10 protein-coding genes and 2 pseudogenes are annotated in these 14259 nt (G+C 69.6%); 4 read left to right on the top strand and 8 right to left on the bottom strand.

Annotated elements, in window-relative coordinates:
• The first annotated feature begins 68 nt into the window (after positions 1-68).
• Complete coding sequence (locus J8M51_RS38145; protein WP_086761502.1) at positions 69-2093, top strand: ATP-binding protein; 2025 nt, start codon at positions 69-71, stop codon at positions 2091-2093.
• Here J8M51_RS38145 and J8M51_RS38140 read toward each other — a convergent pair.
• A pseudogene (locus J8M51_RS38140) lies at positions 2033-2218 on the bottom strand (hypothetical protein); the annotation flags it as partial. The gene J8M51_RS38145 and the pseudogene J8M51_RS38140 overlap by 61 nt on opposite strands.
• Between J8M51_RS38140 and J8M51_RS38135 the strand changes: the two are divergent.
• The 3 genes and pseudogenes from J8M51_RS38135 to J8M51_RS38125 form a co-directional block, all read left to right on the top strand.
• Positions 2208-2501 (top strand): annotated as a pseudogene (locus J8M51_RS38135) (ATP-binding protein); the annotation flags it as partial. The pseudogenes J8M51_RS38140 and J8M51_RS38135 sit on opposite strands and share 11 nt — an antisense overlap.
• A gap of 203 nt (positions 2502-2704) precedes the next feature.
• On the top strand, positions 2705-3598 hold the full coding sequence (locus J8M51_RS38130; RefSeq protein ID WP_267299858.1) for a helix-turn-helix domain-containing protein: 894 nt from the start codon (positions 2705-2707) through the stop codon (positions 3596-3598).
• A gap of 117 nt (positions 3599-3715) precedes the next feature.
• Complete coding sequence (locus J8M51_RS38125; protein ID WP_267299857.1) at positions 3716-4447, top strand: hypothetical protein; 732 nt, start codon at positions 3716-3718, stop codon at positions 4445-4447.
• Between the two features lie 26 nt (positions 4448-4473).
• Here the strand turns inward: J8M51_RS38125 and J8M51_RS38120 are convergent, their stop codons facing one another.
• The 7 genes from J8M51_RS38120 to rpsG form a co-directional block, all read right to left on the bottom strand.
• Positions 4474-5526 (bottom strand): endo-1,4-beta-xylanase, encoded by a 1053-nt coding sequence (locus J8M51_RS38120; RefSeq protein ID WP_267299856.1) that lies wholly within the window; start codon positions 5524-5526, stop codon positions 4474-4476.
• Positions 5527-5576: 50 nt separating this feature from the next.
• The gene (locus J8M51_RS38115; RefSeq protein ID WP_398857699.1) at positions 5577-8732 is read right to left on the bottom strand and encodes a glycosyl hydrolase 115 family protein; all 3156 of its coding nucleotides are present in this window, start codon (positions 8730-8732) and stop codon (positions 5577-5579) included.
• Between the two features lie 133 nt (positions 8733-8865).
• Positions 8866-9459: a hypothetical protein gene (locus J8M51_RS38110; protein WP_216589287.1), complete on the bottom strand. Its 594-nt coding sequence runs from the start codon at positions 9457-9459 to the stop codon at positions 8866-8868.
• Positions 9456-10010, bottom strand: coding sequence for an RNA polymerase sigma factor (locus J8M51_RS38105; RefSeq protein ID WP_086755354.1), 555 nt, complete (start codon positions 10008-10010; stop codon positions 9456-9458). Before J8M51_RS38105 ends, J8M51_RS38110 begins: the two co-directional genes overlap by 4 nt.
• A gap of 233 nt (positions 10011-10243) precedes the next feature.
• Positions 10244-11437 (bottom strand): elongation factor Tu, encoded by a 1194-nt coding sequence (gene tuf / locus J8M51_RS38100; protein WP_086755353.1) that lies wholly within the window; start codon positions 11435-11437, stop codon positions 10244-10246.
• A gap of 182 nt (positions 11438-11619) precedes the next feature.
• Positions 11620-13749 (bottom strand): elongation factor G, encoded by a 2130-nt coding sequence (gene fusA / locus J8M51_RS38095; protein WP_013001431.1) that lies wholly within the window; start codon positions 13747-13749, stop codon positions 11620-11622.
• Between the two features lie 39 nt (positions 13750-13788).
• Complete coding sequence (gene rpsG, locus J8M51_RS38090; protein ID WP_005481264.1) at positions 13789-14259, bottom strand: 30S ribosomal protein S7; 471 nt, start codon at positions 14257-14259, stop codon at positions 13789-13791.

The following is a 14259-nucleotide window of genomic DNA, read 5'->3' as shown; positions in this document are numbered from 1 at the left end:
AACCCACCGGAGGGGGCAGACTTTGCTCTCGTTCAGGGGCGTGTGACAGAACCGGAGAAACCCACATCATGGTGAAGGTGCGGCTGGAGACCAGCCGGGAGCACGTCGCCGAGCTGGCGCGGCTGCGCGATCCGATCGGCGCGGTCGAGGAGCTGATCTGGAACGCCGTCGACGCCGACGCCGGGCACGTCGTCGTCACGCTGGAGCGCAACGACCTGGGCGGCGTGGACCGGGTCCGCGTCCAGGACGACGGCAGCGGGATGTCGGCCGAGCACTGCGAGGAGTACTTCCGGCCGATCGGCGCCTCCTGGAAGAAGCGTGCGCAGGGCAGCCCGGTCAAGAAGCGCGCTCTGCACGGCAAGAACGGACGCGGCCGGGTGCGCGCCTTCGCACTCGGCACCCAGGTGCGCTGGACCAGCGTCAGCGACGCGCCAGGGGGCCGGCAGCAGCTGGTGATAGAGGCGGACCGGCGCTCGATGGACGAGTTCGACATCGGCGACCCGGAACCCGCCGACGACCCCATCGGCACGCTGTTCGAGGCGTTCGGCGGGGACGAGCAGCTGAGTGTCCTGGCCGACGAACGCGCCAGGTCATCGCTCACCACGGCGTTCGCCACGTACCTGGAGAAGTACCCGGACGTACGCATCGAGTACGACGGCCAGGACCTCGACCCGGCCGCCGAGCAGGCGCACATGTGCGACTACGTGCTTCCCTCCCCCGTCGGCTGGGACGGCGACCCCGCGAAGCTGAAGGTCGTCGAGTGGCGCAGGCCGGTCACCCGCGCGCTCTTCCTGTGCGACGGCGAAGGCATGTCGCGAGCGCAGCTCAAGCCTGGCATCCAGGCCCCGGGCTTCGAGTTCACGGCGCATCTCAGCTGGTCCGGCTTCGACGAGGTCGACTCCGAGGATCTCGCCTTCACCGACTGGGCGTCGCACGGGCCGCTGGCCGAAGTGCTCACGACGGCCCGTGACCAGCTCAAGGCCCACTTCCGCGCCCGCGTGGACGAACGGCGGCGGGAACAGGTCGCCGAATGGCGCCGGGAAGGCATCTACCCGTACGCGGGGCAGCCCGCCGGCGCACGCGAACGCACCGAACGCGAGACGTTCGACGCGGTGGCCACGACCGTCTTCCGCCACCTGCCCAAATCCACCGGCACGCGCAGGACCACGTTCGCCCTGCTCCGGTCCGTGCTCGCGCACGAGCCCTCGGACGTGCTGCGGATCGCCGAGGAACTGTTCAGCCTCTCCAAGCAGGAACGGGAACAACTCAACCGGCTCCTCGACCGCACTCCCCTTTCAGCTCTGGTCAAGGCCTCGACGGCCGCGACCAGTCGGCTGGACTTCCTGGCGGCTCTGGAACACCTCGTCTTCGACCCCGAGGCCAAGAACCGCGTCAAGGAGCGCACCGAACTCCACCGAATCCTGGAGAACGAGTGCTGGGTCTTCGGCGAGGAGTACGGCCTGCATGTGAGCGATCGAAGTCTCACCGAGGTGCTGCGACAGCACTGCCACCTGCTGGGCCGCGAGGAACCGACGGGCCCTGCGGTGCTCCGGCCGGACGGACGCCAGGCCATCGTCGACCTCATGCTGTCGCGAGCCTCCCGTCACCGCCATGACGAGCGGCACCATCTGGTGGTCGAACTCAAACGCCCTCGCCTCACCCTGGGACTGGGCGAGTTCGAGCAGCTCAGCAGCTACGCACAGGCCGTCCGGAAGGACGACCGGTTCCGTGACACCCGTACGACGTGGGACTTCTGGCTGGTCGGCAACGACATGACGGACACGCTCCGCGAGCTGTCCCACCAGCCCCACAATCCCCCCGGCTGCGCCCTCAACCAGCCGACGTACCGGATCTGGGTACGCACCTGGGGCGAACTCGTCCAGGACTGCGAGACCCGGCTCCGCTTCTACGGCCAACAACTGGAGTACCAGTCCTCCACCGAACACGCCATGGACTACCTGGTCCGCAACCACGGCGACGCGGTGGCGGAGCTGGTCGCCGACGCGACGGTTCCCCCACCTCGCCGGGACGGTCAGCCCCCGGCCGCGTACGCCACGAAGTCCGCCCAGGCGGACGACGTCAGCGTGAGCTGAGGGGGCGACTCCCGGGGCGAGCACGCCTGAGCCCGGACGGTGCCGTACCGCAGCTCAAGGACGCGCAGTTGTTGGGGATCATGGGTCGCCCGACCGTTGAACGCACCGTCGGAGCGGCTGACAGACCGCGACTTCGACCTCACGTTCTACGTGGTCGGCCGCACCCTCCGTATCGAGGTCACGGACACCCGCGCCGAACGACTCCCCCGCGCCCAACACCCCGCCCCCGGCGCGGAGTCCGAGTCAGGCCGGGGGCTGCTCGTCGTCGCGGCCCTCGCCGACCGCTGGGGGACCACTCCCGGGCGCCCGCCGCGCAAGACCGTCTGGGCCGAGATCGGCCTCCCACCGGCACCCGGAAATTCGCGCTCCGGTGCCACGGGCTGTCACCACCAAAGAACTCATGGGTGAAAGAACCCCACCAAACCCCACCCCTCCTCCCGCTCAGCGGTCGCCTCACCCTCGCGGGTGAACATCGCCCGCTTGGCTGGATTCGGGAGCGGTCACCTGCCCTACGCTCGGCGAGCACAACAACCGCAGACATACGACGGCCCCCGCCGGGACGGCAATCCCAGTGCGAGGGCCTGACCACCCAGGAAGAGAACAGCTTCCCGATGGATACGCAGCACCCTAGCGCGCCCGCGCGCGCCCACGCCCGGCCTCCGGCCAACAACCACCCGGACCGGCCTCACTCGGGCGGCGGTGGTCTGCTCCACGACCACACCCGCCACACCGCCCGCTTCACGGTGATCGGCAACCACCTCGCCCAGCACCCGAAGCTGTCCCTCGTCGCGATCGGGCTCGCCGCGCACATCCAGTCGCTCCCCAAGGGCGCCCGCGTCGACATCAAGACGCTCGCCGGCCGCTTCCAGGAGGGCACGACCCGTATCGCCGCCGCCCTGCGGGAGCTGGAGGCCCACGGCTACCTCCGCCGCGAACGCGCGCGCGTCCCCGGCGGCCGGATCATCACCCGCACGATCTCCTGCAACCAGCCCGGCCGGGGCAAGGGCCACACGGAGAGCGAGCCCGTACGCCCGGCGCACGCGCCCCGGAAGGACCCCAGGCAAAAGGCGCCCCGCAAGCCCCTTCCCGCCGTCCCCCACCCCGCCTGCCCCTCCCCCGCCCTTCTGCGGACCGCCACCGAGCTCCTCGCCGACCTGCGCCGCACGGACCCCCGCCTGCTGCTCTCGGCCTGCGACACCGCGCACCTCGCCCCGGGCGTGGCCGCCTGGCTGGAGCGCGACATCGCCGCCACCGCCGTACGCCACGCCCTGACCGGCGATCTCCCGAACGAGCCCCTGCACCGCCCGGCCGCCCTGCTGGCCCACCGGCTCACGGACCGGCTGCCGCCCCCGCCGCCGTTCCGGGCCCCGGCGTCCCCGCCACCCGTCCACTACGAGATGACCAACTGCGACGGCTGCGACCGCGGCTTCCGGGGCCCGAGGGGGAGCCGCTGCCGCGACTGCGAGAAGGCGGCGGAGCCCAGCTTCCGAGCGGCAGACCGGTAGGCGCTGCCAGATGCCGCTAGGCATTGCGTCGATCTGACGATATGATCTCGTCGAGATGACGATATCGGTCGACGACCACCGACGCCCACCGATGCGCTGCCGACGAGAGGCACTCCGATGACCCCCGTACGCACAAGACGCCCGGCCACCACCACCGTCCGCCTCCTCCCCCAGGACCCCCAGTGGCTGCATGACTTCTACATGACCAACGACCTCCTCCTCGCCCCGTACCACGCGGCCTGGGCCGCCCGGGAGAACGGCGTGGGCGAGCACATCGCACCCGCCTACCCGCCGGGGCTGGAGAACCTGACCGGCCTGGACGCGCCGAAGGCGCTCGACGCCTGGGGCGACATTCACCGCGCGTTCCCACCCGCGCTGCGCAGCCGCCGTTCGATCAAGGACGCCACCGCGGACCCCACCCGCCGCAGCGCACTGCACGCCCCGGACGGCACCCCGCTCGTCCCGCTCCACCCCGTCACCGTGGCCGAGGACGACCTGCGCGCCCTCAAGCGCGTCCGACGCGCCCTGCGCGCCGGAGCGAAGGCCAACCCCTCGCTCCTCGTCACCCACCACCCCGACGGCTCGGCGGACATCGAGAGCGTGGCGAGCCCCGGCGAATACGTCGGCACGGTCGACCGGACCGTCGCGGTCCTCACCCTCGCCCCCGACGAGGACGTCGAGACCCTCGCCGCCGCCCTCGCCCCCGACCGCTTCGCCGAGGGCGCCCGGCACATCACCCTCTCCACCGACGAGTACACGGCCTACACCCGCTTCGCCGACCGCCTCGCCACCGCGGCCATGACCGGCCAGTTCATCGGCGACCGGGCCCTGTTCAGAAGCCGCTACTGACGTCCGTCCCGCCGCCCGTCCTACCGTCAGTCCCCCCGCCCCTCCGCCAGCCCGTCCCGCAACGCCCCGTACGCCGCCTTCCGCCCGTACTCCTCGTCCAGCGGCGTGGCCGCGCCCTGTCCGACGAACACCCCCGGCACCCACGAGTACCGGTCCGTGAACCCCCACACCGTGAACGACGTGCAGCTCCGCGCCCCCAGACAGGCATCGAGCAGCCTCCGGAAGTACGACGCCTGGGTCGCCAGCTTGTCGGGGTCGGCCGGCAGGATCATCCGCACGTCCACCTCCGTGAACGCCGTCCGCATCCCCAGCGCCTCGAACCGGGCGAGGTTCTCCGCGACCTGCCCCGGGAAGCCGTACTGGATCGCGAGGTGTCCCTGAGCGCCGAAGCCCTGCACCGGCACGCCCCGCGCACGCAACCGCTTCGCCAGTTCGTAGTACGCCGTGGACTTCGCGTTGACGCCCTCCACGTTGTAGTCGTTGAGGAAGAGCTTCGCCTTCGGGTCGGCCGCGTGCGCCCAGCGGAAGGCGTCCGCGATGTACGACGGGCCCAGCTCACGCAGCCAGATCGAGTTCCGCAGGCTGCCGTCCTCCTCGAAGACCTCGTTCACCACGTCCCACTGCTGGATCCTCCCCTTGTACCGCTTCACCTCGGTGGTGATGTGCTTGCGGAGGATTCCGCGCAGCTCCGCCGAGCCGATCGAGCCGTCCTCGACCCCGGCCGTCAGCCACCCCGGCAGCTGGCTGTGCCAGACCAGGGTGTGGCCGCGCACCACCTGGCCGTGGGCGCGGGCGTGACGGACCAGGTCGTCGGCCGCCTCCCAGTCGTAGACCCCACGCCGCGGCTCGACCGACTCCCACTTCATGACGTTCTCGGCGGTCACCGAGTCGAACTCACGGTCCACGGTTCTGCGATACGTCCGGTCCTCGGCCAGCGCGCTCATGTCCACGGCCGTGCCGATGCGTACGTCCGCCCGGTCGGCCAGCACCCGCAGGGGCGGCGGAGTACGGGCCGCCGCCGGTTCCACGGCCACCGCCGTGGACAGCAGCGCCCCGGCGACCAGCGCGAGCACAGGCATGCGAAAGCGGTTCACGTTCCCCATCTGTGGTCCTCTCTCAGATCCGGTCTTCAGACCCTGCGGCTCTCCAACGGCCCCAGATACGTCGGCGTCAGCCCGCCCATGTCGACCACCAGCCGCTGCAGCACCACCGTCGGGTCGACCATCCAGAACGTCAGCCGGTGCGTCCCGGGCCCGGACACCGTGTGCCGGGTCGCCGTCACGTTCACGTTGTCCGAGGTGTTGCGGGCCCACTGCTTGTTCATGAGCCCGTCGTCGGCCCCGGTGACGGCATGGATGTCGACCACCCGTGGCTCCCCGTCGCCGAAGGACACCGCGTACCGCAGCCCGCCCGTCGCGAGCGCCGGGTTCCGGGGCGAGACGTACGCCCAGACCGTCACCTCGTCCACCGCCGACAGGACACCCACCTCGTACTCCAGGCGCGGGCCCGTCCCGCCCCCGGCCCCGCCCGGCGTCTGCCGCGCCGCCGTCACCGGCCACGGCGTGACCCCCGCCCCCGTACGCCCGATCCGCTCGATCCGGCGCCAGCGCACGCGCCCGTCGCGCGACCCCACCGCTCGCGTGTGGTGCTCCGCGTCGATCGCCACGTACCCGCCCGCCTCGACGAACCCCCGCAGCCCGCGCGTCTCCCGCACCGACGGCTTCTCCGCGACGGCCCGCACGGTGACCGAGGCCCCGGCCCCGGTCACCGTCAACGCACCCGAGACCCGCCCCGACCCCGTGACACCCCCCGCCGGCACCCGCCCCCAGTCCACCCGGACCCCCACCCGCACCTGCTCCTCGACCCGCCCGCGCGACCGCTCCACCACCAGCCACGGCACCGACGACTCGATCCGGTACGGGAAGGGCGTACGCCCCCGGTTGAAGATCTCCACATACTGCCGGGGCCGGGTCTGGTAGGGGCTGAACACCGGCAGCACGGCCTCCTCAGCCGAGTCCGGCCACCACTGCCCGGAGTCCTCGGAACCGTCGACCGCCACCCCCAGCCCCGCCGCCTCCGGCACCTCGATCCGCCGCACCTTGGGGAAGATCTCGTCCGGGAGGGCCACGTTGTCCTTCTCCGGCTGCTGCCATCCGGCGTTGGGGCCGTAGCGCTCCACATCGCCGTACCCGATGTGCGGCTGGGTCTGGAAACCCCGCCATTTCCCGCCCGCCACCTGGGAGTTGAAGCGGTCGGCCAGCGCGAAGTCCCGACGGAGGCCCGCCTCGGCCTCCGCCGCCCGGCCGTTCGTCGCCGCCCGGCCCTGCCGCGCGTACAGCAGGTTCTCGAACTCGGCCGCGCGCAGCCCGTAGAGGTTCGCCGTCGCCGCCACCGCGTACCCGACCAGCTCGAACCACGCGTCCTGAACGGCGGCGGGCAGCCGCCTGCCCACCCGCTCGGCCCGCTTCGCCAGCGCCCGCCACTCCTCCGTGACCCGCTCCAGCTCGCGGTGGCCGAAGTGGAAGGGCGTCTGCCGGTCGTCGTAGACGATCGCGCGCTCGCCCGTCCCCGCGCCGTCCACCGTGATCCGCCGGTTCAGCAGCTCCGGCTTGCGGCGGGCCTGCAACTGCCCGTACGCGCTCAGCACCTCGGCGATCTCCCCGGCGACGGCCTCCCCGAAGTTCTGCCGGGCGAACCCGCGCTCCCACTCCCCCAGCTCCTCCAGACCCCAACGCCCCGGGTTCCAGGCGTAGTTCAGAAAGAACTCGGTCGGCAGCTCGTTCCCCTTCAGATCGCCGACGTTCACCACCCACAGCCCGTGGTTGCCATAGGCGTCGGCCTCGTGCAGCTGCTCCCACAGATTGGCCAGGTTCGCCGTGTCGACCCACTTGTAGTTGCGCCCGACCCCGACGTAGTCGAAGTGGTAGTACAACCCGTAACCCCCAGGCCGTACGGGCTCCCCCGGGTCCGGATGCTTACGGATGTTCCCCCAGTTGTCGTCCGTGAGGACCACCGTGACATCGTCCGGCGCCCGCAGCCCGCGGTCCCAGTACCGCTGGACCTCCTTGTAGAGCGTCCACACCTGCGGGGTCTGGGACGCGGGCCGCCCCGTCTCCTCCTCGATGATCCGCCGCTGCGCCGCGATGATCTCCTGCATCAGCTCGATGCCGTCGCCGTCGGGGAGGCTCGTGTCGCCGTTCCCCCGCATCCCGAGCGTGACGACACCCTCGAAGTCCTGCTCCACCATCCGCCGGACGCCGTCCCGCCAGTAGGCCCGGATCGCCTCGGCGTTCCGGCGGTACGACCACTCCCCGGTGCCCCCGTAGGGGTCCCGCCCGGGGGTCACGACGTTCCCGGCCGCGTCCCTGACCGCCGGTACGGCATGGCGGTTCCACTCCTCGATCCCCCGCATCATGGGCGCCTCATGAGACGTGCCCATGACAATCCCGTACTCCTTGGCGCGCGCGTGGTTCTCGGGGTCGTCCTCGGCGAAGGCCCGCCCCCACACCGCCGGCCAGACGTAGTTCCCCTTCAGCCGCAGCAGGGCCTCGAAGACCTTCGCCCAGAAGTCCGCGGTGAAGCCCCCGGGATGCCCGGGGGCCTTGCCGGGCCCGAAGTACGCCGGCGCCCACGTCCCGAGCGCCGGGTTCTCGTCGTTGATGAAGATCCCCCGGTACTTCACGGCCGGCGTCCCCTGGCTGAAGCGGCCGGGGCGCACGTACACCGCCTTCCGCCGGACCGGCGGCACATCGTCCCACCAGTACCAGGGCGAGACACCGAGGCCGTACGAGACGTCGTACGCCCCGAAGATCGTGCCGCGCGGATCGCTGCCCGCGACCACGAAGGCCCGCTCCACCCCGGGCATCGGCCGCTCGACCACCGTCTGCAACGAGGTCTCCCACTTCCCCCGCACCCCGCCGACGTCCAGCTTCCCTGCGGCGATCAGCCCGTCGATCAGCGGACTGAGCCCGATGGTCCCCACCAGGACCACCTCCCGCGCGACCTCACTCCCCGGCCGCACCCCCGTCACCCGCGCGATGTCCTCCCGCAGGTCCCCCGCGACCCGTACGACTCCGGGGTGATCCTCGGGGTCGACCACCACCGGGACCCCGACCAGAGCGAACCCACGCGCGACGGGCGCGAAGGAGAGGTACGCCCCCGGGTCCGTCACCCCCGGGGCCCCACCGTCCCCCTCCGCCCACGCGCCCCCGACCCCCATCGACAGCACCGGCACAGCACCGATCCCCGCTCCGAGCACACCCCTACGGCTGACGTACCCAGACATGCCACACCCCTCGATCCCCTATTTGGTCAGCGGCATGACAAATGGTGAAGGGAGGGGGACGAGGGGACAACGGGTCGTCAGCGTCGAATAGTTTCGAAGACGAACAGCCTCGAAGACGGGAAGGCCCGCCCGGTCAGTCCTCCCCCACAAGCCCTTCGAAGGGCACTTCTTTGCAGGGCTCGATCCGTCCCTCGACCACGTACATGCTCCAGGCAGGGCTGACGTCGTCCTTCACCCTCTCCGGCTCCTCGAAGGCCAGGGTGTCCCCAGGGTGCAGGGTGTACGTCAAGGGTTCACTCCAGACGCCCTTCTTCACGTCGTAGCTCCTCGTGCGCGGCGGCGGCAGCTCACCGCGCGGCTGCTCACAGACGTAGCCGCTCCTGGGCTTGTCGACACTGACGAAGATGCCCTCCGCACGCAGCCGCTCGGTCAGCTCCGTCTTGTCGTCCCAGCCCAGGGCGATCTCATCGAAGGTGAGGGTGACACTGCCGTCCTTGTGCCGCTCCATGGCGTACGCCCGCGCCCCTCCTGTCGACGACGGCAGCGCCACCACCACCCCCGCCGCCGCGACACACGCCGCGAGGGCGACCAGCGCACGCCGGGTCGTGATCGCGCGGCGCCGAAGCACGGGCTCGGGCTCGGCCCGCTCCTCCGCCCGCAGCGCGATCTCCCGCTGGAGTTCGCCCAGCAGCCGGTCCTCGAAGGTCCGCGTCGTCCTCGTGCTCATGCCTCTCCCCCTGCGTATGTGAGTGCCGCCGCCTGTTCGCCGCTCCCCACGGCGGCCGAGCGCAGCGCCCGCCTCGCCCGGTGGAGCCGTACGCGTGCCGTGACCTTGCGTATCCCCAGTGCCGTGGCGGCCTCGGTCACGCTCAGCTGATCCACGGCGACGAGTTCGATCACGGCCCGCTCGCCCTCGGGGAGCCCGTCCAGCGCGGCCAGCGCCCGCCGCCCGGCCCCCTCCGCGTCGAGCTTCTCCTCCAGCCGGTCGATGTCGTCGGCCTCCAGCAGCCGCCGGCCGGCGATCCGCCCGCCGAGCGCGCTCTGCCGGGCACTGCGCCGCGACTCCGCCGCCACCACGTTGCGCGCGATGCCGAACAGCCAGGCCGTCTCACTGCCCAGCTCGGGCCGGTACGCGCGGGCCGAGTCGATCACCGCGAGGAAGGTCTCGGCGGTGAGATCGGCGACGGTGTGCGGATCGGTGACCCGCCGGGCCATGAAGCGGGTGACGGTGTCGACATGGCGGCGGTAGAAGACCTCGAAGGCCACCGGGTCGTACATCTCCCCCGGTGGACCGCCCCGGTTTCTGCTCTCGGATGCCAAGGGTGAACCTCCCGTTGTCCGTCCTGCCTGCGCTCCTGCTGTCACTACTACTTGGGACCGGGAGCGAAAAGCGTTACGAGACGGCCCCGGTGGGCCCGCCGGGAACGACGAAGAGGCCCGTACGACCGAAGTCGTACGGGCCCCTTCAGGAGCTCAGCTGATGCTGGAGCTACCAGGTCAGACCGCCAAGACTACTTGGTGATCTTGGTGACCTGGCCGGCGCCGACGGTCCGGCCACCCTCACGGATGGCGAACTTCAGGCCCTCCTCCATGGCGATGGGCTGGATGAGCTCCACCTTCATCTCGGTGTTGTCACCCGGCATCACCATCTCGGTGCCCTCGGGGAGGGTCACAACGCCCGTCACGTCCGTCGTACGGAAGTAGAACTGCGGACGGTAGTTGTTGAAGAACGGCGTGTGGCGGCCACCCTCGTCCTTGGACAGGATGTAGGCCTGGGCCTCGAACTCGGTGTGCGGCGTGACCGAACCGGGCTTGATGATGACCTGGCCGCGCTCGACGTCCTCGCGCTTGATGCCACGGAGGAGCAGACCGACGTTCTCACCGGCCTGGCCCTCGTCGAGCAGCTTGCGGAACATCTCGATGCCGGTGACCGTGGTGGTGGTCTTGTCCTGCTTGATACCGACGATGTCGACGGTCTCGTTGACCTTGAGGATGCCACGCTCGATACGACCGGTGACGACGGTGCCACGACCGGTGATCGTGAAGACGTCCTCGATCGGCATCAGGAACGGCTTGTCGACGTCACGCTCGGGCTGCGGGATGTTCTCGTCGACGGCCTTCATCAGGTCGAGGACGGACTGGCCCCACTCCTTGTCACCCTCAAGGGCCTTGAGCGCCGAGACCTTGACGACCGGCAGGTCGTCGCCCGGGAACTCGTACTCGGAGAGCAGCTCACGGACCTCGAGCTCGACGAGCTCCAGGATCTCCTCGTCGTCCACCATGTCGGCCTTGTTCAGGGCGACGACGATGTACGGAACGCCGACCTGGCGGGCCAGGAGCACGTGCTCCTTGGTCTGCGGCATCGGGCCGTCGGTGGCGGCGACGACGAGGATGGCGCCGTCCATCTGCGCCGCACCCGTGATCATGTTCTTGATGTAGTCCGCGTGACCGGGGCAGTCGACGTGGGCGTAGTGACGGGTCTCCGTCTGGTACTCGACGTGCGCGATCGAGATCGTGATACCGCGCTGGCGCTCCTCGGGAGCCTTGTCGATCTGGTCGAACGCCGAGGCCTCGTTCAGGTCCGGGAACGCGTCGTGCAGCACCTTGGTAATGGCGGCCGTGAGGGTCGTCTTACCGTGGTCGATGTGACCGATGGTGCCGATGTTGACGTGCGGCTTAGTCCGCTCGAACTTCGCCTTCGCCACTGGGGTCCTCCTGTGGAGTGGTTCTGAACGCCTTGCTTCATCGGCGCCAGGTGATCTTTGCTGGAAAGTCCGGGTCCCGGGGCAAACAACCGTGTTTGCGGCTGTTTGCCCCACGAGGCTCCGGAGTCAAGCCTAAAGCGTGTGTACGCGGTGCGTTGAACGCGGTGGTTCAGCGCTGTGCGTTACTCGCCCTTGGCCTTCGCGATGATCTCCTCGGCGACGTTCCGCGGAACCTCGGCGTAGGAGTCGAACTGCATCGAGTAGCTTGCGCGACCCGAGGTCTTGCTGCGGAGGTCTCCGACGTAGCCGAACATCTCCGAAAGAGGCACGAGGCCCTTCACGACGCGGGCGCCGCTGCGCTCCTCCATGGCCTGGATCTGGCCACGGCGGGAGTTGAGGTCGCCGATGACGTCGCCCATGGACTCCTCGGGCGTGGTGACCTCGACGGCCATCATCGGCTCAAGAAGAACGGGAGAAGCCTTGCGCGCGGCCTCCTTGAAGGCCTGCGAACCGGCGATCTTGAACGCCAGCTCGGAGGAGTCGACCTCGTGGTAGCCACCGTCGATGAGCGTGACGCGGACGCCCGTCATCTCGTAGCCCGCGAGGATGCCGAACTGCATGGCCTCCTGCGCACCGGCGTCCACCGACGGGATGTACTCCCGCGGGATACGGCCACCGGTGACCTTGTTGACGAACTCGTACGCCGGCCCGTCGGACTCGGTGATCGGCTCGATCGCGATCTGCACCTTGGCGAACTGACCGGTACCACCGGTCTGCTTCTTGTGGGTGTAGTCCACGCGCTCGACGGCCTTGCGGATCGTCTCACGGTACGCGACCTGAGGCTTGCCGACGTTGGCCTCGACCTTGAACTCACGGCGCATACGGTCGACCAGCACCTCGAGGTGCAGCTCGCCCATACCACCGATGATGGTCTGGCCGGTCTCCTCGTCCGAGTGGACCTGGAAGGAGGGGTCCTCCTCCGCGAGACGCTGGATGGCGACACCCAGCTTCTCCTGGTCACCCTTGGACTTGGGCTCGATGGCGACCTGGATGACCGGCGCCGGGAAGTCCATGGACTCCAGGATCACCGGCTGCTTGTCGTCGCACAGCGTCTCACCGGTCGTGGTCTGCTTCAGACCCATGACGGCGATGATGTCGCCGGCGCCCACCGACTCGATCTCCTCACGCTTGTTCGCGTGCATACGGTAGATCTTGCCGATGCGCTCCTTCTTGCCCTTGACGGAGTTCAGCACGGCGGTGCCGGACTCCAGGCGGCCCGAGTAGACCCGGACGAAGGTGAGCTTGCCGAGGTGCGGGTCGCTCATGATCTTGAACGCCAGCGCGGACAGCGGCTCCTCGTCGGAGGGCTTGCGCTTGACGACGACCTCGGGGTCCTTGACGTCGTGACCCTCGATGGCCTCGACGTCGAGCGGGGTCGGCAGGTAGCGCACGACCGCGTCGAGCAGGGGCTGGACGCCCTTGTTCTTGAACGCGGTGCCACAGAACACCGGGGTGACCGTGACGCCGTCGGACTTGCCGGACGCGATGGTGATGCGACGGATCGCGGCGTACAGCTGCTCCTCGGTGGGCTCCTGGCCCTCCAGGAACAGCTCCATGATCTCGTCGTCGTTCTCCGCGACGGTCTCGACCAGGCGACCGCGGTACTCCTCGGCGGCCTCGGCGTGCGTGGCCGGGATGTCGACGACGTCGTACATCTCGCCCTTGGCCGCTTCGGCGGACCACACGAGCGCCTTCATGCGGACCAGGTCCACAACGCCCTTGAAGTCCATCTCGGCACCGATCGGCAGCTGCATGATGATCGGGACGGCGCCGAGGCGGTCCTTGATCATGTCCACGCAGCGGTGGAACTCCGCGCCGGTCCGGTCGAGCTTGTTGACGAAGCAGATACGCGGCACGCCGTAACGGTCGGCCTGACGCCACACCGTCTCGGACTGCGGCTCGACACCCGCGACACCGTCGAACACGGTGACGGCACCGTCGAGGACGCGGAGCGAACGCTCCACCTCGACCGTGAAGTCCACGTGACCCGGGGTGTCGATGATGTTGATCGTGTAGTCGTTGTCCTCGAGCGGCCAGTGACAGGTGGTGGCAGCAGAGGTGATCGTGATGCCACGCTCCTGCTCCTGCTCCATCCAGTCCATGGTGGCGGCGCCGTCGTGGACCTCACCGATCTTGTAGCTGACGCCGGTGTAGAAGAGGATCCGCTCGGTGGTGGTCGTCTTGCCCGCGTCGATGTGGGCCATGATCCCGATGTTGCGGACCCTGGCCAGGTCAAGTGAAGTGGTAGCCATAAGGCTTCAGTCTTCTCTCGGTCTCGATGTGGGTTGCGACTACCAGCGGTAGTGCGCGAAGGCCTTGTTGGACTCGGCCATCTTGTGGGTGTCCTCGCGCTTCTTCACAGCGGCACCGAGGCCGTTGGAGGCGTCGAGAAGCTCGTTGAGCAGACGCTCGGTCATGGTCTTCTCGCGACGGGCGCGGGAGTAACCGACCAGCCAGCGCAGCGCGAGCGTGTTGGCGCGACCGGGCTTGACCTCGATCGGAACCTGGTACGTCGCACCACCGACACGGCGGGACTTGACCTCGAGGGTCGGCTTGATGTTCTCCAGCGCGCGCTTCAGCGTGATGACCGGGTCATTGCTGGTCTTCTCGCGCAGGCCCTCCATGGCGCCGTACACGATGCGCTCGGCGGTGGAGCGCTTGCCGTTCAGCAGCACCTTGTTGATCAGCGACGTGACAAGAGGAGAACCGTAGACCGGGTCGATGATGACCGGGCGCTTCGGGGCGGGGCCCTTACGAGGCAT

The organism is Streptomyces griseiscabiei (genome assembly GCF_020010925.1).
Classification (GTDB): domain Bacteria; phylum Actinomycetota; class Actinomycetes; order Streptomycetales; family Streptomycetaceae; genus Streptomyces; species Streptomyces griseiscabiei.
The sequence above is the reverse complement of the archived record's forward strand: the minus strand, read 5'-3'. Positions and strand labels throughout refer to the sequence as shown.